This window comes from Paenibacillus sp. JJ-223, from assembly GCF_927798175.1.
Classification (GTDB): Bacteria; Bacillota; Bacilli; order Paenibacillales; family Paenibacillaceae; genus Paenibacillus; species Paenibacillus hubeiensis.
On sequence record NZ_CAKMMP010000007.1, the window covers coordinates 178,307 to 202,454 of the forward strand.

At 52.8% G+C, this 24,148-nt stretch carries 19 protein-coding genes; 2 read left to right on the plus strand and 17 right to left on the minus strand.

Going from position 1 to position 24,148, the window contains the following annotated elements:
- Positions 1 to 174: 174 nt before the first annotated feature.
- The 10 genes from L6H98_RS14530 to L6H98_RS14575 form a co-directional block, all read right to left on the minus strand.
- Positions 175 to 717, minus strand: a complete 543-nt coding sequence (locus L6H98_RS14530) for a hypothetical protein (protein WP_236416078.1) — start codon at positions 715 to 717, stop codon at positions 175 to 177.
- A gap of 297 nt (positions 718 to 1,014) precedes the next feature.
- Positions 1,015 to 2,025 carry a carbohydrate ABC transporter permease gene (locus L6H98_RS14535; RefSeq protein WP_236416080.1) on the minus strand — a complete coding sequence of 337 codons (1,011 nt, stop codon included), beginning with the start codon at positions 2,023 to 2,025 and terminating at the stop codon, positions 1,015 to 1,017.
- Between the two features lie 28 nt (positions 2,026 to 2,053).
- A complete protein-coding gene (locus tag L6H98_RS14540) occupies positions 2,054 to 2,953 on the minus strand; it encodes a sugar ABC transporter permease (RefSeq protein WP_236416082.1) in 900 nt (299 codons plus the stop codon).
- The gene (locus L6H98_RS14545) at positions 2,950 to 5,547 is read right to left on the minus strand and encodes a DUF5696 domain-containing protein (protein ID WP_236416084.1); all 2,598 of its coding nucleotides are present in this window, start codon (positions 5,545 to 5,547) and stop codon (positions 2,950 to 2,952) included. Before L6H98_RS14545 ends, L6H98_RS14540 begins: the two co-directional genes overlap by 4 nt.
- Positions 5,548 to 5,561: 14 nt before the next feature.
- Positions 5,562 to 6,182, minus strand: a complete 621-nt coding sequence (locus tag L6H98_RS14550; protein WP_236416085.1) for a Yip1 family protein — start codon at positions 6,180 to 6,182, stop codon at positions 5,562 to 5,564.
- Positions 6,163 to 7,662, minus strand: coding sequence for a gluconolactonase (locus tag L6H98_RS14555; protein ID WP_236416088.1), 1,500 nt, complete (start codon positions 7,660 to 7,662; stop codon positions 6,163 to 6,165). Before L6H98_RS14555 ends, L6H98_RS14550 begins: the two co-directional genes overlap by 20 nt.
- A gap of 10 nt (positions 7,663 to 7,672) precedes the next feature.
- Positions 7,673 to 8,536: a carbohydrate ABC transporter permease gene (locus L6H98_RS14560; protein ID WP_236416089.1), complete on the minus strand. Its 864-nt coding sequence runs from the start codon at positions 8,534 to 8,536 to the stop codon at positions 7,673 to 7,675.
- Position 8,537: 1 nt separating this feature from the next.
- Positions 8,538 to 9,443, minus strand: a complete 906-nt coding sequence (locus L6H98_RS14565; RefSeq protein WP_236416334.1) for a sugar ABC transporter permease — start codon at positions 9,441 to 9,443, stop codon at positions 8,538 to 8,540.
- An 81-nt stretch (positions 9,444 to 9,524) separates the two neighbouring features.
- Positions 9,525 to 12,455, minus strand: coding sequence for an extracellular solute-binding protein (locus L6H98_RS14570; RefSeq protein ID WP_236416090.1), 2,931 nt, complete (start codon positions 12,453 to 12,455; stop codon positions 9,525 to 9,527).
- Between the two features lie 116 nt (positions 12,456 to 12,571).
- The gene (locus L6H98_RS14575) at positions 12,572 to 13,954 is read right to left on the minus strand and encodes an extracellular solute-binding protein (RefSeq protein ID WP_236416092.1); all 1,383 of its coding nucleotides are present in this window, start codon (positions 13,952 to 13,954) and stop codon (positions 12,572 to 12,574) included.
- 549 nt (positions 13,955 to 14,503) lie between these two features.
- On the opposite strand from L6H98_RS14575, the gene L6H98_RS14580 reads away from it, so the two are divergent.
- Positions 14,504 to 15,541: a LacI family DNA-binding transcriptional regulator gene (locus L6H98_RS14580; protein WP_236416094.1), complete on the plus strand. Its 1,038-nt coding sequence runs from the start codon at positions 14,504 to 14,506 to the stop codon at positions 15,539 to 15,541.
- A gap of 191 nt (positions 15,542 to 15,732) precedes the next feature.
- Here the strand turns inward: L6H98_RS14580 and L6H98_RS14585 are convergent, their stop codons facing one another.
- Together L6H98_RS14585 and L6H98_RS14590 are read right to left on the minus strand one after the other, a co-directional pair.
- Positions 15,733 to 16,932 carry a DUF4272 domain-containing protein gene (locus L6H98_RS14585; RefSeq protein ID WP_236416095.1) on the minus strand — a complete coding sequence of 400 codons (1,200 nt, stop codon included), beginning with the start codon at positions 16,930 to 16,932 and terminating at the stop codon, positions 15,733 to 15,735.
- Positions 16,933 to 16,956: 24 nt separating this feature from the next.
- Entirely contained in the window at positions 16,957 to 18,183 is a 1,227-nt protein-coding gene (locus L6H98_RS14590; RefSeq protein WP_236416337.1) for an RtcB family protein, read from the minus strand.
- A 451-nt stretch (positions 18,184 to 18,634) separates the two neighbouring features.
- On the opposite strand from L6H98_RS14590, the gene L6H98_RS14595 reads away from it, so the two are divergent.
- Positions 18,635 to 18,811 carry a hypothetical protein gene (locus tag L6H98_RS14595; protein WP_236416096.1) on the plus strand — a complete coding sequence of 59 codons (177 nt, stop codon included), beginning with the start codon at positions 18,635 to 18,637 and terminating at the stop codon, positions 18,809 to 18,811.
- An 85-nt stretch (positions 18,812 to 18,896) separates the two neighbouring features.
- On the opposite strand, the gene L6H98_RS14600 is transcribed toward L6H98_RS14595, so the two are convergent.
- The 5 genes from L6H98_RS14600 to L6H98_RS14620 all read right to left on the minus strand — a co-directional run bounded on the left by L6H98_RS14600 (position 18,897) and on the right by L6H98_RS14620 (position 24,064).
- Positions 18,897 to 19,331, minus strand: coding sequence for a GNAT family N-acetyltransferase (locus tag L6H98_RS14600; RefSeq protein WP_236416098.1), 435 nt, complete (start codon positions 19,329 to 19,331; stop codon positions 18,897 to 18,899).
- Between the two features lie 42 nt (positions 19,332 to 19,373).
- The gene (locus tag L6H98_RS14605; RefSeq protein WP_236416100.1) at positions 19,374 to 19,874 is read right to left on the minus strand and encodes a GNAT family N-acetyltransferase; all 501 of its coding nucleotides are present in this window, start codon (positions 19,872 to 19,874) and stop codon (positions 19,374 to 19,376) included.
- Between the two features lie 86 nt (positions 19,875 to 19,960).
- Positions 19,961 to 20,893 (minus strand): hypothetical protein, encoded by a 933-nt coding sequence (locus L6H98_RS14610; protein WP_236416103.1) that lies wholly within the window; start codon positions 20,891 to 20,893, stop codon positions 19,961 to 19,963.
- A 493-nt stretch (positions 20,894 to 21,386) separates the two neighbouring features.
- Positions 21,387 to 23,312, minus strand: coding sequence for an ABC transporter permease (locus L6H98_RS14615; protein ID WP_236416105.1), 1,926 nt, complete (start codon positions 23,310 to 23,312; stop codon positions 21,387 to 21,389).
- Positions 23,309 to 24,064, minus strand: coding sequence for an ABC transporter ATP-binding protein (locus L6H98_RS14620; RefSeq protein ID WP_236416107.1), 756 nt, complete (start codon positions 24,062 to 24,064; stop codon positions 23,309 to 23,311). The genes L6H98_RS14615 and L6H98_RS14620 overlap by 4 nt, the downstream gene beginning before the upstream one ends.
- Positions 24,065 to 24,148: the final 84 nt, after the last annotated feature.

The window sequence follows — 24,148 nt, forward strand, 5'->3', positions numbered from 1 at the left end:
AGCCTTTTAAACCTATCTAATTAATCGGATTAAGGCTTGAAAAATGGGCTTTGATTTTCGGGCTCGGCAAGCCTTTCCCGTATCGATCAAAGCTTTCACACACTATAACGAATGCCCGAATTTCCTGCAATTGCACTTTTTTGCAAGCAGGGAAGACCGCCATGGCACAGGGATTCAAGCCCTTCCGTGCTCTCTGATCAGATCTTCGTCCCAGATCTGGACCTCGATGTATCGTTCCGGACCCTGGTCACCATTTCGGTTCCAATCCTGAGGCCAGCCGTAGGTATGAACCACGTCCAAGATTTCAGCTTTGGTATATATTTTCTTCCGGTAAGGCTTGCCGTCTTCGTAGCGCATGGTCGGAAAAAGATCGCCATATGTAAAACTTACCGCATCGGCCCGCAATTGCTCCCAGCCAATCTTGATCCGATCCGGCTCCGCGTACCAGGATTCCAGCCAATCGCATGCTCCCAGCGTCAGATAATGGGGATACGGGTTCATCGGCCGACCACCCTTGGCGATAAACAGCTCTCGCGCTCTCCGCTCAAGCTTGCGCCGAACAACCATGTAATCCGCGGATCGCCGACTCGCGAAATTGCGCCCTTCCTCGCGCAGCCCGGCAGTGACCGTTTCCGCCTCGCGTTCGCTCAGGCTCGACAGATTGCGGAACGGACCGAACCGCTTGTCATAATAATGATAGGCACTTGGATGATTCATGGAAGTTGAGCCTCCGTTGGCATCGATTTTGTCAATGATAGTGCTAGTGTACATGAGTCGAACCTTCTTGGGAACCATTTTATGGAATACGTCAGCATAAATGGTTCGTCCCCTTCCGGTTCATGTCGGAGGAAATTGGGTCCGTGAATTCCGCTCCATGAAGCTTCGGCACGCAAAAAAGCATCCCGTATCAGCTCAAAAACTGACAGGAACGCCTTTTCGACCACAAGCCACATTCTATTCAAAAAAACAGCTTATCGCCGACATTCATAAATTCATTTTCGAAGGCTGACCGAATCAGCCGACGATGCCGGAACGTTCAATGCTTTCCACGAAATAACGCTGCACGAACAAATAGAGGATGATCAGCGGCGCAATGGCCAGCAATATGCCCGTATCCACGATCATCGCCACGTAGTTCGGATCTGCCTTCATGCCCGAGCTCGAACCGAATCCCATCAGCTGTGGAATCCATTGGTTCGCCTGCGCAGGCAGCGACGCCACCTTCAGCGAGATGAGCGGACTTTCGCTCATGAACAGGGACGAGTAGAACGTATCGTTGTACTGCCACACGAACGAAAACAGGATCACCGTGATCAGCGGCGACACCGCGTTCGGCAGCATGATGCGCGCAAACGTCCGGAACCCGCCCGCACCGTCGATCAGCGCCGCCTCCTCGATCTCTTTCGGCATGCCTTTGAAGAACTGGCGGAAAATATAAATGAACAGCCCTGCTTTCAATCCGCCTGCGGTGGCTGCCGTAATCACCGACGGCCAGTACGTATTCAGCAGGTTAACGCCTTCTTTCCCGGTAAACAGGCCGATGATGCCCAAAATGTCAAAGCTGCGGAAATGCAAATACATCGGCACCATCAGCGTGCTCGTCGGCACGAGGATGGTCAGGATGACGAGCACGAACAGCACGCTGCTGCCCGGAAACGAAAATCGGGCGAACCCGTATCCCGCCAGCGCGCAGGATATGGCCGTCAACAGCGTCGTAATCGCGACGAACAGAAGCGTGTTCGCCAGTAAAGGCCAGTAGTTCATCACCTGGGCGGCCAGTTTGATATTTTCCAGCGTGAAATGCTGCGGAATCATGTAGATGGTAGGATTATAGATATCCTGCTTATCCTTGAACGCCACCGAAATTTTAAGAAACAACGGGTACAGGATGATAAAAGATATCCCGATGACCAGCGCATACCTGAAGATGGAATAGAGCAGATCCGACGTTTGGTTGCGGACCCTCTGCATGCGATAGTTCGGCTTCGGGACAACCACCATGCGATCTGTGCCAGGCACGGCCATAGTCTGATGCCTCCTTCTGCATTAACCGTCAATTGTAATGAACGCGGCGGGACAGCACCCAGCCGACAACGACCAGCACCAGGCCGATCACCAGCGTATAAAGCCAGGACATGGCGGAGCTGAGTCCGAAATTTTGCGTTTTGAAGGCCGTCTGGTAAATCATTTCCGTCACCGGACTGCCTGCGAACGAATCGATGATCGTATAAATGACGTTCGTCAGAATCAGCGGGCTTACCATCGGAAACGTGATTTTCCAAAACGATTCGTAGCCGGTCGCGCCTTCCATCTTGGCCACCTCGTACATCGAGCCAGGCACGGATTGCAGCGCCGCCAGGAAAATCAGAATCTGTACCCCGGAGCTGCTGATGATGTCGTAGATGCGCATGATGGCTTCCACGATGTAGTCCACGTACGCGGCAGGCAAGCCGACGTCGGCCAGCATACGCACGATGGAAACGACGTTGAAGGCCGTGCCGCCGCCAGCGGACGCCTCGACCGCATTTGCATCGCCCATCAGGTTGATGAGACCGGCGGATTCCGCGGCTGCAACCGCGCTGGAGGCCAGAATGACGGGCAGGAAAAAGATCGCCCGCGCCGCCGTCCTGCCTTTGAACTTCTGGTTCAGCAGCGTGGCGGTGAACAGGCTGAAAAACAGGATCATCGGCACGTTCAGCAGCATGGCCCCTACCGAATCAAGCAGAACGCGGTTGAAGCTGGCGTCGACCAGCAGCGCGTTTTTGAAATTTTCAAGCCCGAGGAATTCCAGTTCGTATCCGCCCGGGGCAACCGACAAACGGCTGAGGCTGAAGCGGATGGATTGCAGCAGGGGCGTGGCGAACAGGAAAATGAAGCCGATCAGCCACGGGGACACAAAGGCTAACCCGAGAAACGCCCTTCGCGTTTTGAGCGACATGCGAACGGTTTTCATCCTTCCACCCCTTCCCTCAGCACATAATCCTCTGCCTCAATCTTGATGCCGCCGATCGTCACCGGACTCGTCGTGTAATTGATCAGCAGCTCGGTTCCATTGCCGTATTCCACGCGGACGACCCCGTCCTGAAGACGTTCATGCGCCACCATCGGGCGGTTCCGCACTTTCCCGAGCACACTGTCGGCCTCCCGGTACAGTTCGATCGCTTCGTCAAGCCAGTACGTATACTCGGTTGCATAGGCGGAATCGTAATTCGTCGTTTTCAATCGCGAAGCAGGCTCATAGGTCCACTCGAAATAAGGCGCCGCCCCCAGCTCCAGGCTGTGCAGCAGCTGCTTCCGCAAACGTTGGTCCCCCGTCGTGTTCATGGGCGATGCGGCATAATCCACATATCCGTGAATGACCATTTGGTAAAAAGGAACCTCTTCGTCCGCGATGTTAAACCGGCTGGAGCCGGACGGCACATCGACGATATGTTCCGCATACGGCCAGGCGTATGCGTTCGCGGACGTCAGCATCAGCGCCGGATAAGCCTGATGCAGCCGCTCCAGCTGCTGCTTGACGATGTTTTTGGCCGTCTCGCGGTGAATGACGCGGCTGTCGCGATAATCGGCGCTTAACACCTGCCCCAGATCGCGCAGCGACAACGCGCCGAGCTCCAGACCGGAGGTTTTGCCTGCAAAGGTGTCCACCACATGCGGCAATTTCGCGGCCGACAACAAATAATAGCTGTCCCTGGTCAAGTCCATCCGGTTCAGGGCCGGATTGTACGGATACAGCTCTGCCGTTTCTTTGGTCACGAACCGGGCCGCATCCGAGGCCGGGGCAAAACCCGGATCGTTATGGTAAATCTGCTGAAAAGCCACGTCAGGGTACAGACCGCCCCCCGAATCCTTCAATTCGGCCGACAGGCTTCGCAGCTCGGAACGGCTGCCTACCTCGCCGTCCAGTTTGACGGCGGTTGGCGTACGGTGACTGATTCCCCCGCCGAACCATCCTTGAAATCGCATCTGCACCTCGTTCACGCCGCCTTCCCGCAGCTTGGCCGCCATTTCGGAAGCCTGCCCGTAAGTGGTCATGGCCATGAGAGAGCGATATGGGACGCCAAGGAACGAAGCGCGTTTATCCACCGCGCCGAGCACGTTGACATAGAACGGCAATCCGCCCTCTTCCCCGATCGGCTTCAACTGCCCCCGTTCCACGAGCTGCTGCTGGTACAGGCGCGCCATGCCGGAATAATTCGCCTCAGGCCCGTTCAGGAACGTGTATCTGACCTGAATGTCTCCCTTATACGGCTCCTCGCTCAGCAGCTGGATTTCCTGCATATTCTGGGACGTATACATTTCCAGCTCATCCTCCCCGCGGAGGAAGAATGTGCCGTAGACGTGATTGTAGCTGTTTTGACGGCCGCCGATATCCGCGGCGATGCCGGCGATGGCATCCCCTTTTTCGATGACCGCAAACCAGGCATGCTCCCCGCTCTTCAGGCCAAATACCGGCATATGCGCGGACTCGCTCACTTGAGGACGTGCGTAAGAGTTGTCATTCGGGTCCGCCCCGTAGACCCGCTGCACGTATTGCTCTTCTTTTACCTTGCCGTTGTTCAGGTGGATGAGGCTGCCCGAGCCGTCGGGAACGAACATGTAACCTTTCTCGTCCGCTCCGGCCGCGCCGAAGTAGGCCAGCAAATCGATATTGCGAATGCGGTATGGCCCGTTCTCCTTCACCTGGCCAAGCGGAACGGTCACGACCAGCGAGCCTTGGTCCAACCGGTACTCCACGGGAATGATGAAGCTTGGTTTATCGGATGCGCCGCCGCCCTCGATGCCATTTTCCTGGTTGTCGTAAGCCAGATCCTCCTCGGTATACCCGGCCTTCCCGAACGCATCAAGCATCTTGCTCAGCACGAGCGGCTTCGATACCTGTCCGTCCAGGCGTTCCAGCACATCGGGATTGTCCTTGGTCGGGTAATAGCGGGCGGAAACGTATTTCGCCGCCGACGCCTCCAGCTTCGACAATACCTTTTCTTCCAGACGCTGCTTGCCGATTAACCGGGGCAAGGCATCGATGCCGAGCGAAGTATCGCCGAGCGTGTATGTGACGCGTATTCCCTGCTCCAGATTGGCCGCCGCAAACTGCTTGTTGCCGATGCTGGCGCTGAAATTCGGGAAGGTTTCCATCGTGCCGATGGCATCGCGAAAAGAAACGGCCAATTGGGAGGACAGCATTTCTTTCTCGTAGCCGGACGCCAATCCATCCTGTTCCCTGTTCGCCGGATTGCTGTACCAGACATGGCCGCTTTGCCCGTCGCGCACGGCAATTTCAGTCGTTTCCTCGTTGTAATAGAGGCCCAGTCCGCCTTCCTCCGCCACCAGCCGCATGCCGGGAACGCCCACGGACGTATCATCGATGTATCGCAGGTTCTCTGCGGGTACCTCCGCTTCCTCCCCTGCCACCGGCGATGCCTCGACGTATGCCGTCGCATCAATCGCCGGAATGCCCTTGTTGTTCATGTACAGCAGCCCGGCTGCAAGCACGATGACAGCCGCTCCGCCGGCCAGCACCGTATATAATCGCTGCCTCTTGATCACGGATGCCGCCTCCTTTAGGTGCGAAAAATCAACTCTCGGTAAATGTTGTAGCCGAACTCGTACAGCTGCTGCAGCATGCTGAACACAAGCGCGCCCAGAAATACGATGATGCCCATCACGATGACCGTCAGCAGCATCGTCACGAGCGTTTTGAGTACAGTGTATTGGTGAACGGTCATCATGCCGATAAACAGCAGCATCGCAAACCATAGAAAAGCGATGTTGGTAAACAAATAATAGAACACCGTCTCCTCTGCCACCATGAAGTTGCTGAGGACAATCAACGGAACATTGATGAGGACAATCGGAATCAGCGAGTAACCCGTAACCAGAAAAATTTCCCTGAACTTGCCTTCCCCCTCCATCAACGTTGTGATCGACCAATTGGCGATGCACCACAGGAAAACAGGTACGGCAATCGTCAAAATCTCGCGCAGGCTGTTGATGGTACGAGGATCGGTATAATTGACGAGAAAACCGGCATACTGCTTCTGCAAAATCATGACCACGATCGTCAGCGCAAGCGCCCCGAAAGCAAAGACCAGCCTGCCCCGGTTATCCGACTTCATGTCCCAGAACGCATCGATGGGGTGAAAAATGAGATGCATCGGAAACTTAATATAGTCCTGTTTCACGGTCCGCCCCCCTTCCCCGTCTCCATTTGAGCGCCAGCCGAGCGGCAACCACGGCCGCGACCAACGCGATGACCGCGGTCAGAAACGTTCCGAAATGCTCCTTCATCATCTCCCGCCGATATCGCTTGTACGCTACCGAGTAGCTCTTGCGGTCCATGCCCAGCTCGAAATAGCCAAGGGCTTCCTTGTTTTTCTTTTCCATGAGAAGCGATTTGCCGATGCCGATATACGCGATGTCGTAGTTGGCATTCAGCTGCAGCACTTCCTTCCAGATGTTTACCGCTTTCGTATCTTCGCCTTGGTAATGCAAGACGACCGCTTCATTCACTTTGGAACCGAAGCGGGTCGGTTCGTACACGGCCAGATTCGCCTTGCCCCGATCGAGCACCAGCGAATACGGACCCGATTGTTCGATGGCTACGGGGGTCTTGAGCGTGCCGACCTGATTTCCTTTTCCTCCGTACACATAAAGCAAATGGCCTTCGTCGTCGTAGGTGAACACCCGGTTCTGCGTCGCGTCGAGCACGCTGTACATGCCATTCCCCAGCACTTTGACATCGATGAGCTTGGAAGGCCCGACGCTGTTGCGGTAGGCGACGTCACCCTTGACGTCGAAATAGCCAAAGCGTTTGAGCACGTCCTCGCCGGACGGATTCAGACGTTTGATCGGCTCGTTTGAGCCAGGATCGATGTTCGTTGCATAAACGAACCCTTTCGGATCGATGTCCACATTCGAAAATTCGGTCGGCACGAACAGCACCATCTGCGCGCGCTGCGCCTTGGTCGAAAACATGCGCCAGATGTACTCGCGGTAATCGCGTTCCACCTTGTTCGTGCCCACGTACCCGATGAATGCGCCGTGTTCATCAAATTGCATAATGCCTTCGTACACGCCCTGAGCCACGACGTAGACCCGTCCCACATGGTCAACCGTCAGCTTTTGGGGCTGGAATTGGAAGTTGGTTGCCAAAATGTCGGACTCCGGTTTTGCGATCATGTTCAGCAGGCCGCCTTCTTCATCCAGCACGACCACGCGCCCGTTGCCCGTATCCGCAACATAGATGCGCTCCTGCTGATCCACGAACAAACCGCCCGGAACGTTGAAGCTCTCCTTACTGCCATTTTGCATGAAGCCGTCGATGACCCGGAGCAGCTTCAGCTCGTTGTCCAGCACCACGATCCGGCTGTTGCCGCTGTCCAAAATGTAGGTTTTCCCGGCAGAAGAGACGTTCACGTCGCCAGGGTCCTTGAATTCGCCGATGCCGAGGTCGCTGCCCGAAATGGTCCGCAAGGGCAAATAAGCATCCGGCGAAGGTACTGCTTCTTCCCAATAGTTATAATTGTAGCTCTCGTACGGTGCCGAAGAGGCTGCCGCGGATGCCGGATCCGCAAGCACAACGATTATTGCGGCCAAAAAGGGCATGACCGCGGATTGCCAGAAACGATGGCTTGAAAGCCGTTTATTTACGCTGCGTGCCATATCGATCCCCCTATTCCTTCATGCCGGAGCTCGCCATCGTTTCGATGATGCGGCTCTGCGAGAAAATAAACAGCGTGATCGGCACGCTCATGAGGATGAGCGCCACCGCGGCAGCAGCCCCGGCACGCGAGATGCCGCCAAGCACGATCTGGCCTGCCGCGTAGTGAAGCGTCTTCAACTGTTCGCTATAGATATAGCCATTGCCGTCGCTGCCCCACAGCATCTGGAACAGCAGGATGATCAGCGTCAGCCAGGCCGGTTTCACGTTAGGCATGACGATGGACCAGAAAATGCGATACTCGCTGGCGCCGTCGATCTTGGCCGCTTCCAGCAGCGCATCCGGAATCTGCTCCATGAACTGCTTCATCAAGTACAGCCCAAGCGAGTAGGCGAACGCAGGCACGATCACGGCCCAGTACGTATCGATCCATCCGATCCAAGACATGATCATGTAGTTCGGAATGGCCGTGACCGCAGGCGTGAACATCAGCGACAGGACGACGACCTGGAACATGAACGCCTTGCCCGGGAATTTGTGCTTCGCCAGCGGGTAAGCCGCCGCCGAGGCAAGCAGGACGTGGCCCACGATGCCGATGCCCGTAATGAACACGGTGTTGAATACGTACCTGGAGAACGGCACCCATGAATCGCTCAGCAGGTTCATCAGATCGGTGAAATTGCTGAACGTCGGATTTTTCACGAACAGGGTCGGCGGAAAAGTGAAAATCTCATCAAGCGGTTTGAACGCATTGTTGATGGCATAGATGAGCGGCAGCACCATAAACGCACCGAAAACGAGCAATAGGGCGAACAGGGAAAAGTTGCCCGCGCGCGAGCGGTTGATCCGTTTTTTGCCGGTAGCGATCGCGGCCATGTTATTCCCCCACCCTTCTCAGCATTCTCTGCACCAACAGGTTCGTGCCGACCATGATCATGAACAGCACGGTGGCAATGGCCGAGGCGTATCCCATCTCGAACCGGGTCGTTCCGAAATCGATCAGATGGGTGACGACCGTCTCCGCCGCGTAATTCACGCTCGGGAATCCGGCCAGCGCGATCGACACGTCCGCAACCGCAAACGACGTCGTGAGCTGGATGACCGCCCCGAACATGAGCTGCGGCCGCATCGAAGGGAGCGTGATGTACCACAGCTCCTGCCAGCGGTTTTTGATGCCGTCCACCGCACCCGCCTCGTACAGCGACTTGTCGACGGTTTGCAGTCCCGCGATGAACGCGAGGAACCCGGTGCCCAGACTGAGCCACAGCTGGACCAGAATCAGGATCGGCATAATGTACGCTTCCGTTTTCAGCCATTGGATCGGCTCCAGCAGAATGCCCCACTTGATCAGCAGGCCGTTCGCGATGCCGTAGCGGTCACCCGAGAAGATCATCAGCCAGATGAAATACACGTTGCCCGAAATCGACGGCGCATAGAAAATAAGCGTCATGAATGCCCGCCATTTCGGCGTCAGTTCATTGATGATCCAGGCAAACACGAAACACGCGATATAACTGACCGGACCGGTGATGATGGCAAAAAGCAGCGTGTTTTTGATCGCGATCAGGAAGACGTCGTCCTCCAGGAACAGCCGCGTATAGTTCTGCCAACCGATGAACCGCGGAAACTCCAGCATGTTGAAGTACGTGAAGCTGAGAATGATGGAGACCGCGACGGGGATGACGGTAAACAGGGTGAACAGGAGCATGTACGGAGCCAGAAGCACATAGGAATGTTTGCTTGCCTTCACTTCCTTCAGCTTCCAGCCCCACCAGGCCTTCATGCCCCTTCTTGGCGATTGGCCGGGAGAGGCGTCCTGCCCATCCCGGAGAGATATTTGCGACACGGTTAACCCTCCCTCTGCTTACGGAAGACCGAATTCTTTGCGTTTGATCCGAATCTCGTCCTGAATGTATTGGGTGTAGTCCATGATGGATTCCCTGGCCTCGACGTTGCCGACGACCGTTTTGTAGAACGCATTGAACAGGTGGCGTCCCGTAAAATACCCGCCCGGCACTTCCGGAATGCCCTGCACGCTCTCGAATTGCTTCTTGAGGTTGGCATAGTCCTCGGCCGGCCACGGCAAGGAATCCAGCGCTTTGATGTTGGCCGTCGGATAACGCGCGGCTGCGCCCATAAGCCCTTCCATTTCCCGGCCGAACTCGGCCTGGATCGGCGTGCTGGTCCACCATTTCATGAACGCCCATGCGGCGTCCTTATCCTGCGCGTTCTGCAGCATCATGACGGCGCTGCCTGTGCTCGGAACGTCCCGATTCAGCGAACCGTCCGCCTGGACGGTGCCGGGAACCGGCACAAATCCCCATAAGCCGCGAATTTCCGGCGCAAACACGGACAACTGGTTGTACGTGGTATAGTCGCTCAAACCAATCGGCATCTGCCCGGTGCGGAAACGGTTGGCGAAATCGTACTCCCGTTCCAGCTTGTAATCCGTATAGAACTCGGTCCAGCGCTTGAACGTTTCGATGCCGATTCGCGAGTCGAGATCGGACTCTCTGCCGTCATTGCGGTAGAACGCCCCGCCGTTTTGCAGCAGCATCGTGGCGTACTGGGAGTTCGGCGGGATGTTAACCCCCTGCATGTTGGCCTGAGCCACGACCGGCATGCCGAACTCCATATGGTTTTTGCTCAAGATCGCAAGCGTGCTCTCCACGTCTTCCCAAGTCTGCGGCACGTCGAGCCCCAGCTCCTCAAGCACGTCCTTGCGGTAAAAGAGCATGTTGAAGGTTTGCGTTTCCGGCAGGGCATAGACGCCCGAATCGTATTCGTAAGGCACGATGGCGCTGTCGCGGAACTCCTGCTTCACCTCGGCATAATCGCCGAACTGCGTCAGATCCACGGCAGAATGGCGCATCGCGAAATTGACGGGCAAGTCGTTGCCGATCTGCATCGCCACGTCCGGTCCGTCTCCCGACAACGTAGCAGGCAGCAATGTGCCCATGTTGACCAGTTTGAGATTGACGCTGATGCCGGTCTCCGGCGTAAACGTCTCGTCGATCATCGCTTTCATCGTATTCGCCTGGTCGCGTCCGCTGCCGATCCATACCGTAATCGCGCGCTGTTCCTCCGAGGATGCCACGTTGCCGATCTGGTTGTAGTCGATGAAAAACGAATTATAGAACGTTTTGGCTTCGTGGCCGAGTTTGGCCATCGGCCCCATGCCGGTTTCGGGAATCCGCTCATCGACCGACGTAACATACAACGCATCGATCTCCAACGGTTGTTCTCTCGCCTGCTGCACCCAGGTGCCAAGCCCGCCCGCATTCGTTTTGTAGGCCGCGAGCCGTCTTGGAATGGTATCCGGTTCCTCCACCATCTCGTCCAGCTGCTGGGACATCGTCTTTAGAAGCGCTTCCTGATCGCCGGATTGCCCGGACAGCAGCCGCAGCTGGGCTGCCACTTGCTTGAGCCGCTTGCTCTCGCCTTCAAGCACCTCCAGCAGGTTCGGGATTTGCTGCTCGACCCGATAATCGCGGAATTCGTCGGGCTTGGTGCCCGTAATCATCAAAATGCGGCGATACATGGAGTTCAGATTGTACAAACTGTCCTCCACATGGCGGATCAGCGGGGCGAAGTCGCCGAGGCTGTTCTCCAACCGGATGACATGTTTGCCTTTCTCCAACCGGAACCGATATGGTTCGCTGCCGCCCAGAACGTCCACGCGGTAACCGCTCTCATAACGGAACGGCGCCTTGTTCATTTCGGCGAAGGGCACCTCGCCGTCGATCGTCAGCTTGCGGGTCGAATAGATGCCTTTCACAAAGTTTTGCTGGGCGGTAAAGCCGATATGGTAAAGTCCGGTCTCCGGCACGTCGACTTCCCATTCGATCCATTGGCCCGGCAGGCGCCAGTTGTAGCCTCCAATGGTGTTGACGCGAATCCGGGAAGCGCTGTACGGCGATACGGCCGAACTCGATCTTTCGCTGGTCGGGTACAGCGTGGGCGAGGATTTGGCGATGGCCGCTTCCCCTTCGATCCGCAGGACGATCCCCTTCGGCTGTCCGGACAAATCCGTTTGCCGGGCCGCCTCCGTTTCCGCGTACGGCACGGCCTGCTTGTCATTGAACAGCCGCAGTGAACGGATCACCATCGGTTCGCGCGAAGATTTCAGCGTCAGCACATGTTTGCCTTTGGCCAAATAAAACCGAAAGGCTTCCTGTTCATAACCGTCCGAATCCCGAAACGTCTCCTCCATCCAACGCGGCTTCTCCACTTGCTTCGGGCGCAGATCGTTGCCCTGATTGTCCTGCTGGACGTCCTGCTTCTCATTGCCCCATACACGGTCGAACTGCAAATAAGCCGCTTCCGCAAAAGGAAGCTCGCCATCGATGTAGAGCGCACGCTCTATGGCAGAGCTCTTGCCTTCAACCGGGTAATATACGGCGGAAAGGTTGTAAAGCCCGCTCTCGGGAACGTCGATCTCCCACTCCACGAGACCCGTTTCCCCCGTGTACAACGATACACCCTTCATGCCTTCGTAGTTTTCGAGCCGGCGCACATCGTCTCCCTCGGCCCGCGCATAACTTCCGGCCTCGATAGTGATGTCCACCTCGGGCTTGGCATCCGTGCCCACCCGCGACAAATATTGCTCGTAACCGTTCTTTTGCCTGGTTTGCTGCAAAACGGCATCCACCTGTATCTCGGGCAGGGGTCCCGAAGGCACTTCCTCGCTCTTCGCGTCCATGCCGTTAATCAGAACAAGCATGACGCACAACGCTGCAGCCACCCCGATCGCAGCTGTGAGAGTTCTTTTTTTTCGTCGTTGCATTCCAGCCATCCTGCGAGTCCTCCTCATCAAGGCTGATGCCAGCATTGCCTCCGTCGGCACCTCGGAAAAAGGGGCATCCGTGCATCATTGCGGGCACGCGACACCCCTTTCCGATTGTGCTGGAATTATGGTTTGCCGAGCTTGTCGACAGCGGCCTGAGCCTGTGCCTTGTATTTTTCGGCGGTGGCGGTCACGGACGCATTGTTTTTGATGATATCGTTTACATAATCGCCGATCGGATACCCTGCATAGGCATCATCCAGCAGGATGCGCCCCGTGCCCGCGATATGCTCGCGAATCATGGCGATATCCCTCTCGTCGGTATAACGGCTTTCCAGGTAATCCTGGCCCGGATATTCTTCGATCTGCGGGATGTCAAACGTTTCTTCCCAGATTTGATACACGATTTGCGGGTCTTCGACCCCTTTGGGAATGAACTTGGCTGAAGCTGCATTGTTGGCGTAGGTCACTTCCTTGCTGCCCTGAGGGCCGTTCGGAATCGGGACGACGCCGGCGGCAAACGTAATATCGCCAAGCTGCCATTCCGCAGCGGTGAACAGGGCGACGTCCCCGTCCTTGAAGGTGTTGGACTCTTCCCAATTGGTTTTGTCGCCGGTCTTCACTTTCACGACGTTTTCCACGTTATAGAGTCGTTTGACGAACTCGGCGGCCTCAATCGTTTTCGGATCGGACAATCCTTCTTTGGCATTTTCGTCGTCTACGATCGTTCCGCCATTGGCTGCGGTAAAGTGGCGAAGCGCGTCAATCGCCCAACCCGAGTATCCGTACACATCAATCTTTCCGTCGTTATCCGTATCCTTGGTTGCCTGCTTCGCCAGTTCCAGGAATTTGTCCCAATTCCACTCCCCTTTGTTGTAAAGCTCCTGTGGATCGGGGAGCGACAGTTTCTTGAACAAATCGCGGTTATAGTGCATCCCCAGACCGATGCTGGTCGGTGTATCGAATGCATAGTAGTCGCCGGCGATGGCCGGGTATTTGGTCATCAGGTTCGCTTCCTTGTTGATATTGTTATCGTCGGTGGTAAATTCGGACAGGGGCAGCAATTGGCCCTTGAGAATGGCCGGAAGCGCCGATTTATACTCCATCTGCACGATGTCCGCAAACGGCTCGCCGGCAAGGGCGGTCGTCGTGAACTTGTTCATGTATTCTTCGAAAGGCACGTTCACGAACTCAATCTTGACGTTGTACTTCTTCTCCACCTCGGCTATCTTGTCAAGGCGCGCCTTGTCGGATGCCGTTTCCCCCGCCGGCTTCAGGTCCCACCAGGCAGCAACCTTAATGACCCTGCCGTTCAAGTCCGGCACGTCTGCCGCAGGCGGTTCTGTATTGCTCTCCGTGTTGTTTTGGGCGGTTCCCGTGTCGGTGCCTGATTCAGCGTTTTGCTCATTTTCGGCTGCTGGCGAAGTTCCCCCTCCGCCGCTGCAACCGGAAATAACCAAAACCATGCTCAATAACAGAAGCGATAAAAAATTCCACGTTTTTCTCATGCTTCCCACAACCTCCCCGAATGTGTGTAACCCACTTTCCCCTCCAAAAGAAAATAAACAACCAAACCTAACGAAATTATAAAATCTTCAATATTCGTTATTTTATTGTTTGGTTATGACAAACAAAATTTAACATATGGAAATGTAAGCGTCAACATTTTTGTTGTTAACTTTTTCTGTTTTTTCTGGTATCATGCTTGTGTAAGCTTAAAAACCCCTGTTATAACGATATTATCCTGTTTCCGAATTCATTCCTCATCTACAGAGATCGTTTTACTCCTACACATCATGTTATTTAACAGAAATAACAAAACAAAAAAATATGTATATAAACTGCAAAAAAATTAAGGGATAACAGCGAACCGAAACGATACTTCATTCCAGTAGACTGGTTGTGCTTGATTAGTAGATTTCTCTCGATTTGCCCGTATTCATTTTGGTCCGGTTATGGCAATCCATCATTAGATTCATGAAAATGAATCATGTATACTAGAGTCAGCTTGATGTCTCATTACGGATAAACGGCAGAACTACGAGTGTAAGGATGGTATGATGAAGACGAAGGTAACAATTCAGGAAATTGCGCACTTTACAGGACTGTCGAAATTTGCAGTCTCACGCGCGCTTTCCGGCAAATCGGGCGTCAGCGAGCAAACGCGGGACATGATCCTTAAAGCTGCAGGCAAACTTGGGTATTTTAAGGACAACAGCACCTTGTCCGGCGATCAACATAACGGCAATGATCTGCAAGATCCCCAAAACGTGCGCTGGAGCGGAACGATTCTGATCCTGTTTCCCAACGTACGCTATCAAAACCAGGAATCCATCTATTGGGGGCCGGTGTTTAACGGGATTTCATCCCGTTTGAACCAAAAGAACATCAATATTCTGACGCTCACCGAGCCTTCCGCCGACCAATTGTTCACCCTGCTGAACCCGGATGCCATCCGCGGCATCATTACAGTCGGCACGATCTCGACGCCTATACTGCTGGAGATCAAGCGGCTCGGAATCCCCGTCGTGATGGTGGATCACCTTGACCCGGTATTTCAATCCGACAGCATTTTCACCGACAACTTCGCTTCCATGCGTGAAATCATGCTCTACCTTATTCGAAAAGGATTTAAATCCTTCCAGTTCGTGGGTGATATCGGGGATGCGCAAAGTTTTTACGAGCGCTGGGTTGCATACGGGGCAGTGCTCATGGGCGACAACATCGAAATGAACCAATGGCCGGAGCTGATCGCTCCCGACATCGATTTTCGGCAAGTGCTCTCGTCGATTATCGAGGAGGGGAAGCTGCCCGAGGTATTCGTCTGCGCCAACGACTTTTATGCGCTGTATACCATCGAAGCTTTGCAAAGCTTGGGAATCAACGTCCCCGAACAGTGCGTGGTCACCGGTTTTGACAACGTATACGACAACATTCCGCTGCTGGCCACGGTTAACGTCAATAAGGAACTGCTTGGCGCTCGTGCCGTAGACCAGATGTTATGGCGCATCCTCAACCCGGAGAGCAGCGTGGAGAAAAAACTGATCCTGGCCGACGTTATCATTCGCGAACAGTATGGCAAGCCCAACGGATAGCGCGGTCTATGTTTCATATGCAGAAATCCCCTGTACCTTGGCACGTTTGCCAGTACAGGGGATTTCTGCTGATTCATGTATTTGATGGTTATCCTCGTTGATTAGGAAAAAGGGATAAACAGCGATCGGAAGATGGTACTGCGCTCGCAGGGCATTAGTGGGATTTATTATTGCGGTTTATATAGACGGACCTACGTATCCGTGCGGACATCGTCCCAATCTTGATCCATGTAACAAATCAACCAGTTTAGCGCCCGGTGACGTTCATAGGCCACCCCGCCAATCAAGCCAGCGGGAGGCTCCTGCCCCTTGATGCGGCTATCCACGCATACCCAGTTATAACGATAAATAAGATCCGCCTCGTCCATGATTTCGCTTTTGCCGCGCATCGTGGCATCGGCAACAAATGCGGCAAAATCCTCCTTCCGCTGCAAATGGCCTACCGCCTGGCTGACATTGCAGATTTCTGTCGGCGCACCCAACTGGTCGATGTACCCCAGCGCCCACAGCATCACCGCATACGCTTCGTATCCCCAGGAATACGCAATAACGTCCTGATGTTCGGCACCAAACTGGTGCACGAAATCCCGTTCTGCCGGAGAAAAGAAACGTTCCGCCCCGTACTTGTCGATCACTTCCTGCACCAGCGCTGCCGTGTCTTCGGCACTCTCGCCGGCCCCGAGGCACTCGCCCTTCAGCGCTGCAATGCAGAGCGCCACCGCCCGGGCGGCGACTTCCTCTTTGCTGCGAATCGTCGTATGCTCTTCCCCCGCTCGTACAGGCAGATTCGCGTTATAGGGAATGCCCTGCTCGGCCAATATCCGTTCCGATCTCGCCTTCCTTTTCTTTCCGGACTCGGTCTCTTGCAAATCGGCATGCAAATAGCTGGTATGTGCCGTCACCGTGTAATCCTCGACTTCGGAACGGCCAGCCATGTCAAGCAATAATTGCCCCTGGGCATTCAGCAGCGAACCTCCTCCCCAGAAAATGACCGCATCCAGCGCGGATGCAAGCTGCAGCAGTTCCCCATAGAACGTTTCGTCGATGTCTTCATCCGTTTCGATGCCGATCACCATGTTCAGCGTGGAGCATTTGATCAGCACTTTTTCCTGGACCAAGGGCCTCTCGGCCTCGATCTGCCCAAAGAAATTCATCATGCCCTGAATCATCGGACCGAATTCCTCGGGATGTGTCTGGCTGGTCATGATGTTGAATCCTTTGCTTTTTTTGCTGAACCATTTCTTGCGGGTCACCCGAATGTGAGTTTTGTCCGGCTTTTGTTCGATCGTATCTTCCGGATAAAGGGACGCGATCAATCCATGTAGCTCGTCCAGATCAAAACGGGAGCTGTACAATGCGCAATTTTTCAAACCGTTCACCATCTTTCTCATGTTGTGACGCGTTGGATCTATCGGTTAATCCTTGTAAGGGTCGAATTCGTTGCTGCCTGCCATCGCCACGCCAACCGGGCGCAGGACATGATTGATTTTTAGCGTATTGGCATGGGCGTTCAATACGTCCTGCAGCTTTTTGTACACAAACGGACTCTCGTCCGTGCCAGCACCGCGCAGTTCGACGCCATACGCCCGAATGGCCTCATGCATTTGCTGTTCGCTGATCTCGCCACCCATGCGTTTGCGCAGCTTGTAGTTCATTTTGCCCGCAGCCTGCGTGCGGCTCATTATGCGGCCGGCTCCATGCACCGTGCTGCGGAACGAAGCCTCGTTCTCCTCGCTGTCCATGCCTTCCACGATGACCGAAATATCGCCCATGCTGCCGCCGACAAAACCAAGCTGCCCGGGGGCAAGCGGCGTCGCTCCTTTACGGACAACGACAACCTCTTCACCCATGTGCCGCTCTTTCCACGCAAAATTGTGATGGTTATGCACGGCATATTCCACGTTAGCCCCAAGAATGCGTACCGTCTGATCGATGACGTAATCACGCCCGGCATACGCATATCGGCCCGCCAGCGTCATCGCATCCCAATACATATGCCCCAACTCACTGTTCAGATCGAGGAGCGTAGGCGGCTGATCCATGGATTCCCCTGGTGCCTTGCCGCCGAATTCCCGTCCTGCCGCAAGATTGAGGAAACCGCTCGCCACCTTGTGCCCGAAGCCGCGGCTGCCGAAATGGTTGGCCACCCATACCTTGCCCGTCGCTTCTTCCACGAACAGATCGACAAAATGATTGCCGCTCCCTACCGTTCCGAGCTGGTTGCGCGCCAGGACTTTCAGCTTCTGCTGCAGCCCCGGCTCAATGCTGTCGAACAGCTTCCAGCTTGCATCGTCGAACAGCTCATGATCGACAGGCGTCGGGTTGTTTCGACCCACCCCGAACGAAATCTCCGCCTGGACCTGGTCCATGATGCCGGAAATCCGGTCACGGATATCGCTCCACAACAGGTTGGTGCGAATCGCTTTGTTGCCGCAGGCAATGTCGTATCCGACGCCGGAAGGGCTAATCATGCCGCGGTATGCCACCACGCCGCCAATGGGCTGCGAGTATCCTTTATGATGGTCGGCCATCAGGGCCACGCCCAGCACGTCACCATGCAGGGAACAGGTCACGGCCTGGCTGACTGCGTTCTCCAGCGGTTCCCCCCATACTTTGATGTTATCGATGATACGCATCGTAATCTAAGCCTCCTTCGTTCATCTGCACATTACATAAATACGTACATACGTTCCGTTATCATAACTTCGTTTATTTTACCAAAAAATCACGGTACCTGGAAACTATTAATTCCTTCAGGTATAGAGTTGGGTTATACTTAAATTCTTCTTATTTTAAAAAACTCACATTTTTCCATCATATTGTGATTTTAATCAACGATTAGAAACTTTAAGTAGAATAAATTAGACTTGTTATCTGTTTTTGAACGAGAATACAGCAAGTTGCAGTGAAATAGCTGCTTTGGCTTTAAAACTCAATCTTTCCAATGTAAGGCTCATAGGGAGTTTTTTCGGAGTCTTCGGAGTGGAAGCATTGCAGGATTTTATTTTAAAAGACAAAAAAGAAGACGTTATGCTGGTAAGCAATGATGACTACTTTAACAACATATTTCGTTTCATTTGAGGAGGTAACCGATTGACTACTGCTATGAGTGGTGTTCTATGGCTCCTAGGGGCATACGTTATCATCGTTTTGACTGCAATGCTGATCGGGGTTAAAAAAAAGCAGTTGCGTTCCGAATTGAAGAAAACTGTCTTTATCATTGGAATTATATTTCTAATCATTGCATTTTTTATTTTTGTAGTTATGTAAGGCCTTATGATACAGTTCAGATAACAGCCGCCATCCTTTAAGAAATTTCGATGACGGCTGTCTATCTATCTGCACCAAAGCGAAATCAGAGATGCTTCCGGTACCCCTGCACCTTCTCGTCACCGAAGCCCAGCTTCTCGTAAAACCGATGCGCTTCCTTCCGCTGGTCGCCGGACACCAGGATCATATAACCGCAATTCCGCTCCTTCGCGATCCGCTCAATCTCGGCCATCAGCTTCTGTCCAACCCCCTGCTTGCGCACATGCTGCGACACGATCACATTCTCGATGACCATAAACGGCCTGCATTCCCCCACAAGGTCCATGCATTCGATGCCCATCACCGATCCGGCCAGCTTGCCTTCATGGAATGCGCCGAGCAAATAATACTGCTCATTCTCCGCGATGAAACGAAACATACGCTCCATCTGATCTACATTGGCAGGCATACCTATCAATTCATCATATAACTGACTGAGCGCAGGCAAATCCTGCTGTTCAATTTTTCGTATGGTAACCATCCGGCATGCTCCCCTTCGATTATGTCGTTTACTGTTGCGGTGTCAGCCGCTCTTCGAAATCTGTAGATTGGAAAATTGCTGAATCGGCCCTTCCCAGCCCTCTTCCCGAATTTCATCATACGTTCCACAGGTATAACCGGCAATAACTTTGCGCCAAAAATGCTGGGCAGGCACGTTTTCTTCCATTTCGGCGACTTTCCACGTACCCTTGAAACGATTGAATAGTTGAACGGCTGCTTGCGCGCCCACGCCCTGCTTTCGATACTTCCGCATCACGAAAAACTCGGCCATTTCGTATACGCTCTCTTCCCCTGCTTGCTGCAGTTCGCGAATGAGCGCAAATCCGGCCAGCTTGTCATCTACCCTGAACAAGAACGGATGTCGCCCCGGTTCTGTCCAATAATGATCCAGATACATATATTCATACAATCCGTTTTCATTGACGTCCTCCGGGTCGTATTCGCTGAAATCATACTTGTAGAGCTCCAACAGATTGCGCAGCGTTGATTTGTGTTGAAGTTCAGCTTGTTGAATGGTCAACATGGTTCTTCCCCACCTTGCTTTCGATTTATCTTCTTCTTGCCAGCAGTTTGAAATTCGTAAAGACATAATTTATGCCAGACTATTTTTTAAATACCGCCCTTTTTTGCACCCTTTTTTTGCTCCAAATGCAACCATGCCGCTATAACATTTATGTCATCGAAACTGCACTGCCCCATCCCCAAAAATGGTGTCATCACAGCTAATTGCAAGTGGCCATCCACTCTGGTTCTTCGACCGATCATAAACATTTTTGGTTTGTTGCCGGGCTGTAAATCTAAGCCTGAAGGGATCGTCCCAGTGCTATACTCATGAAATTCAAAACCTAAGTCCTCATAGTGCTTAAGAAGTTTGAATTGTCCCCGGTCTTTCCCAACATAAATAATGCTTATATTCATCGGATAATGATCATAGAGATTTCTTATCAACTGTTTTCTATTGGTTGCATGGTTATCATAGTAATTATAATACTCTCTGCTGTTTTCGAATTTTCCTGAAACGACATAAGGGAAATCCGTTTTGCTTTTCTTCGGAAGCGGATACCAGTCAAACATTGCTGTTTCCCCGTCCCTTTTATGTAAGGGATACGTGCTATAGTCATCATTTTTTGTGAAATATTTTAGTACTGAAAAATCAAGGTTTGCCTCAAGCAGAGCTGCTAAGCGAATTTGCATACGCATCGTTTGGTCGATTTTTCTATCCAGTTCCCAGCTTTCCGGCCTGCCTCTTTTTTTCAAACTACCATTTATAGCTGTAAGAAGTGCGGGAGCGGAATGTGTATCTGTAACATACCAACCCCCTTCATATCCATGCTTCTCGTCTACGTAATGAACAAATTCATGATGTTGAGAGAGGAAATCTAATCTTCCTTCTAAATTTTCGTCATAATTAAAACGCCATAATCCCTCCTCCATACCGACAAAAACATATTTTGCATCTCTCAAATTCCCATATTGCATAAACGTTTCAAACTGATGAAATTCATCTTCACTCAAAATATATTTGCCGTTTATTACTTGCATCGTAGAACCTCCATGGATTTTTTGCTTTTCTTTCATAGAATCGTACCAGTCTGAAGTTAATTGCAGTTGTCAGTCCATACGCTAAGCAATGCAACTTTGTTCAACATATTCAAATATACCGTTATGTATCACACCCTAGACAAAATTCCTATTTTCATAATAGCAATTTATTCATGATATAAAAAGAATTTTTGGCTTTCTCAGCCTGTTCATTTCCCAACTTAAAACGATATAAACCGCACTAATCAATCACACAAGGCCACTGCGAACGCGGTCCCCTCTTCCGATCGCTGCTATCCCCGATTTTTAGAGAGTCCGCACTTCATAGCAATCCATCACACACAAAAACTAGTAGGTGAATTCTCCCTACTAGTTTTTTTATATATTCAACATCGTAAAATACGACTATCTATAGATTTTGGAAATGACGGTATTGCTGCTTGAGGACTCCGGTAGAACATCCCGACTAACTCCGTCTAACTTCCTCCACCAATTACAGCGATTCCCTAATGACTCGTTTATAGTACCACACCGATAACAGCCCGAAGACCGAATACAGCAGCGCATAGACAATCATGACAATGACCATTGGCGTAACCAACTCGGTGCCGAAGAAAAACCAGCCGGACTTGACCGCAAAATAGCTATGACTTAACCCCACCGCAAGCGGGATGCCAAAGTTGAACATTTGCTTGAAGCGAATGCCGCCAAGCAGATTGCCCTGGGTGAACCCGATTTTGCGCAAAATGGTGTAGCTGTCCTTCTCTTCCTCGCCTTCGTTCATCTGCTTGAAATACAGGATGCAGCCTGACGTGATCAGGAACGTCAAACCGAGGAAACCGACAATAAACATGATCAACCCCATGGTGGTTCGCTGATTGTTCCGCATTTCGATTTGCGAGAAGTTCGGCACCTCCAGGTTCTGTGATTGAAAAACGCCATATGCCTCTTCCGTTTTCCCCCGGTCGATAATGCGCACGCCATAATAATCGGTCGGCTCCCCTTTCTGCAATTTCGGGTCAAGATCCTGCACCAGCTTGGCATAAACGGTCTCGTCGACGACAGCAACAGGCGTACCTTTGGTGTAATAGGTTGGAAGTACGCCTTGCTTGGACGTGCCAACCAATTGCTGATCCAGGGCCTGGTGCAGTCCGTGCAGCACGATCGGTCCCTGTTCCTCGATGGATATCAGTTGTCTCACCACGTTGCCATACCCCATGAATACAACCTCGCCAGGCTTCACGTCCAGATCGCCGACCATGGCATCGCTAATTACGGAACTGGACAACATTTCTCCGTCGGAGGAATCATGCATGACCTGACTGGCATCAATTTCGATATATACGGGCTGCCTATGCTGCACCTCAACCTCGATGCCTTTCTCTTTTAACGACGATACGAACGATTCCATGACCTCCGCCTGCGCAAAGGAAAAATCCTCCGGTATGCTTTCCCTGGCCTGTGCTTCAGCCGAGTAATACGCAATATAACTCAGTGACAGCATGCCGATGGCGAGTGCGGACACCGTCGTGATGATCGTAAGCAGCAGCGCATTGGATTTCATGCGAAACATGATGGAGGACAGGGACAACACCTCATTAATGGAAAGGTACCCCTGTTTGCTTTTGCGAATCAGATTGAATACAAAGCTTACCGATCCTTTATAGAACAGATATGTTCCCAGAATGACCGAAAACAGAATCAGCAGCATCGTGTACATCAACTGCTGCATATCGAGCACTTCCCCGCTGAACATGCGTGCGGACAGCACGTAACCGTAAGCAATCAATCCAATCCCCAACAGCCCCATCACAATTTGACCGAAGGACATGCGGCCGATCCGCTGCTCCGCAGTCGACGTAACCTTGAACAAGGAGAGAATGCTCTGCGCACGGATGAACGCGTAATTCATCAGCATGATGAGCACATACAGGCCGGCAAACACGGCAACCGTCTGCGCCAAGGCCAACGGCGAAAAATAGAGCTTCGTGATCGCCTCGATCTCCAATATTTTGAACAGAATCATAAGCACCAGCTTGGAGCCGATGAATCCGATCAGTACCCCGATCACCATGGCCCCGAAATACAGGATCGCGTTCTCCGCCGTCAAAATGCGGAAAATTCGGCCTTTCGTCAAGCCAATCAGTTGAAACAGCCCGATCTCCTTGCTGCGCCGCTTGATAAAAATCGTGTTGGCATACAGCAGGAAAATGCCGACGATCACGACCAACAGCACCGACGATGCGCCGATGGCGGCAGCTCCTTTTGTCGATTGTTCCACTTCGTCCATGGAGGGATCGTACTGCAACGTAGCAAACGAAAAATACAGCGCCACGCTGAAAATCAGCGCAAAAACGTACAGGTAATAATTTTTTAAATTTTTGCGCAAATTCCGGAAAATGATCTGATTGAGACTCACGGCTGCACACCGCCCAGCACGCCTTGCGTTTGGATAATGCCGTTAAAGAACGCTTGCCGCGACTCATCTCCCTTATGCAGCTGCGTATAGATCTGCCCGTCGCGGATAAAAATGACTCTGCTGCAATAGCTCGCCGCCAGCGGATCATGCGTCACCATGATAATGGTCGCCTGGCGCGTCCGATTCATGTCGCTCAACTTGCCGAGCAGGTCGGAAGCGGACTTGGAGTCGAGCGCCCCCGTCGGTTCGTCCGCGAAAATGATGCTTGGCTGATGAACGAACGCCCGCGCGGCCGATGTCCGCTGCTTCTGCCCTCCCGAAATCTCGGACGGGTACTTGTCCTTCAATTCATAGATACCCAGCTCTCGGGCGATCTGCTCGAACCTCCGATGGGCTTCCTGTTTAGGCAGATCGGTAATCGAGAGCGGCAGCAGCACGTTTTCCTTGACCGTCAACGTATCCAGCAGATTGTAATCCTGAAAAATGAATCCCAAATGGCGTTTGCGGAATTCGGCCAGCTGTTTCTCCTTCATGCCTGTAAACTCCTGGCCTTCGATCTCGATGGTGCCCTGGCTGACACGATCGATAGAAGAAAGCACGTTCAAGAGCGTGGTCTTCCCCGAGCCGGAAGGTCCCATGATGCCGACGAATTCGCCCTTGCCTACGCCGAGATCGATACCGCGCAGCACCTCCTGCTTATTCCATTTGTTGCCGTAAACCTTATGAATTCTCTTTGCTTCCAGTATCGACATGTCCCATCCACTCCTCTTAGGTATGCTTCCATCATAAAGTGAAATCCGCACACCATCCTGCGTTTCGCCGAACAATATGAAAAA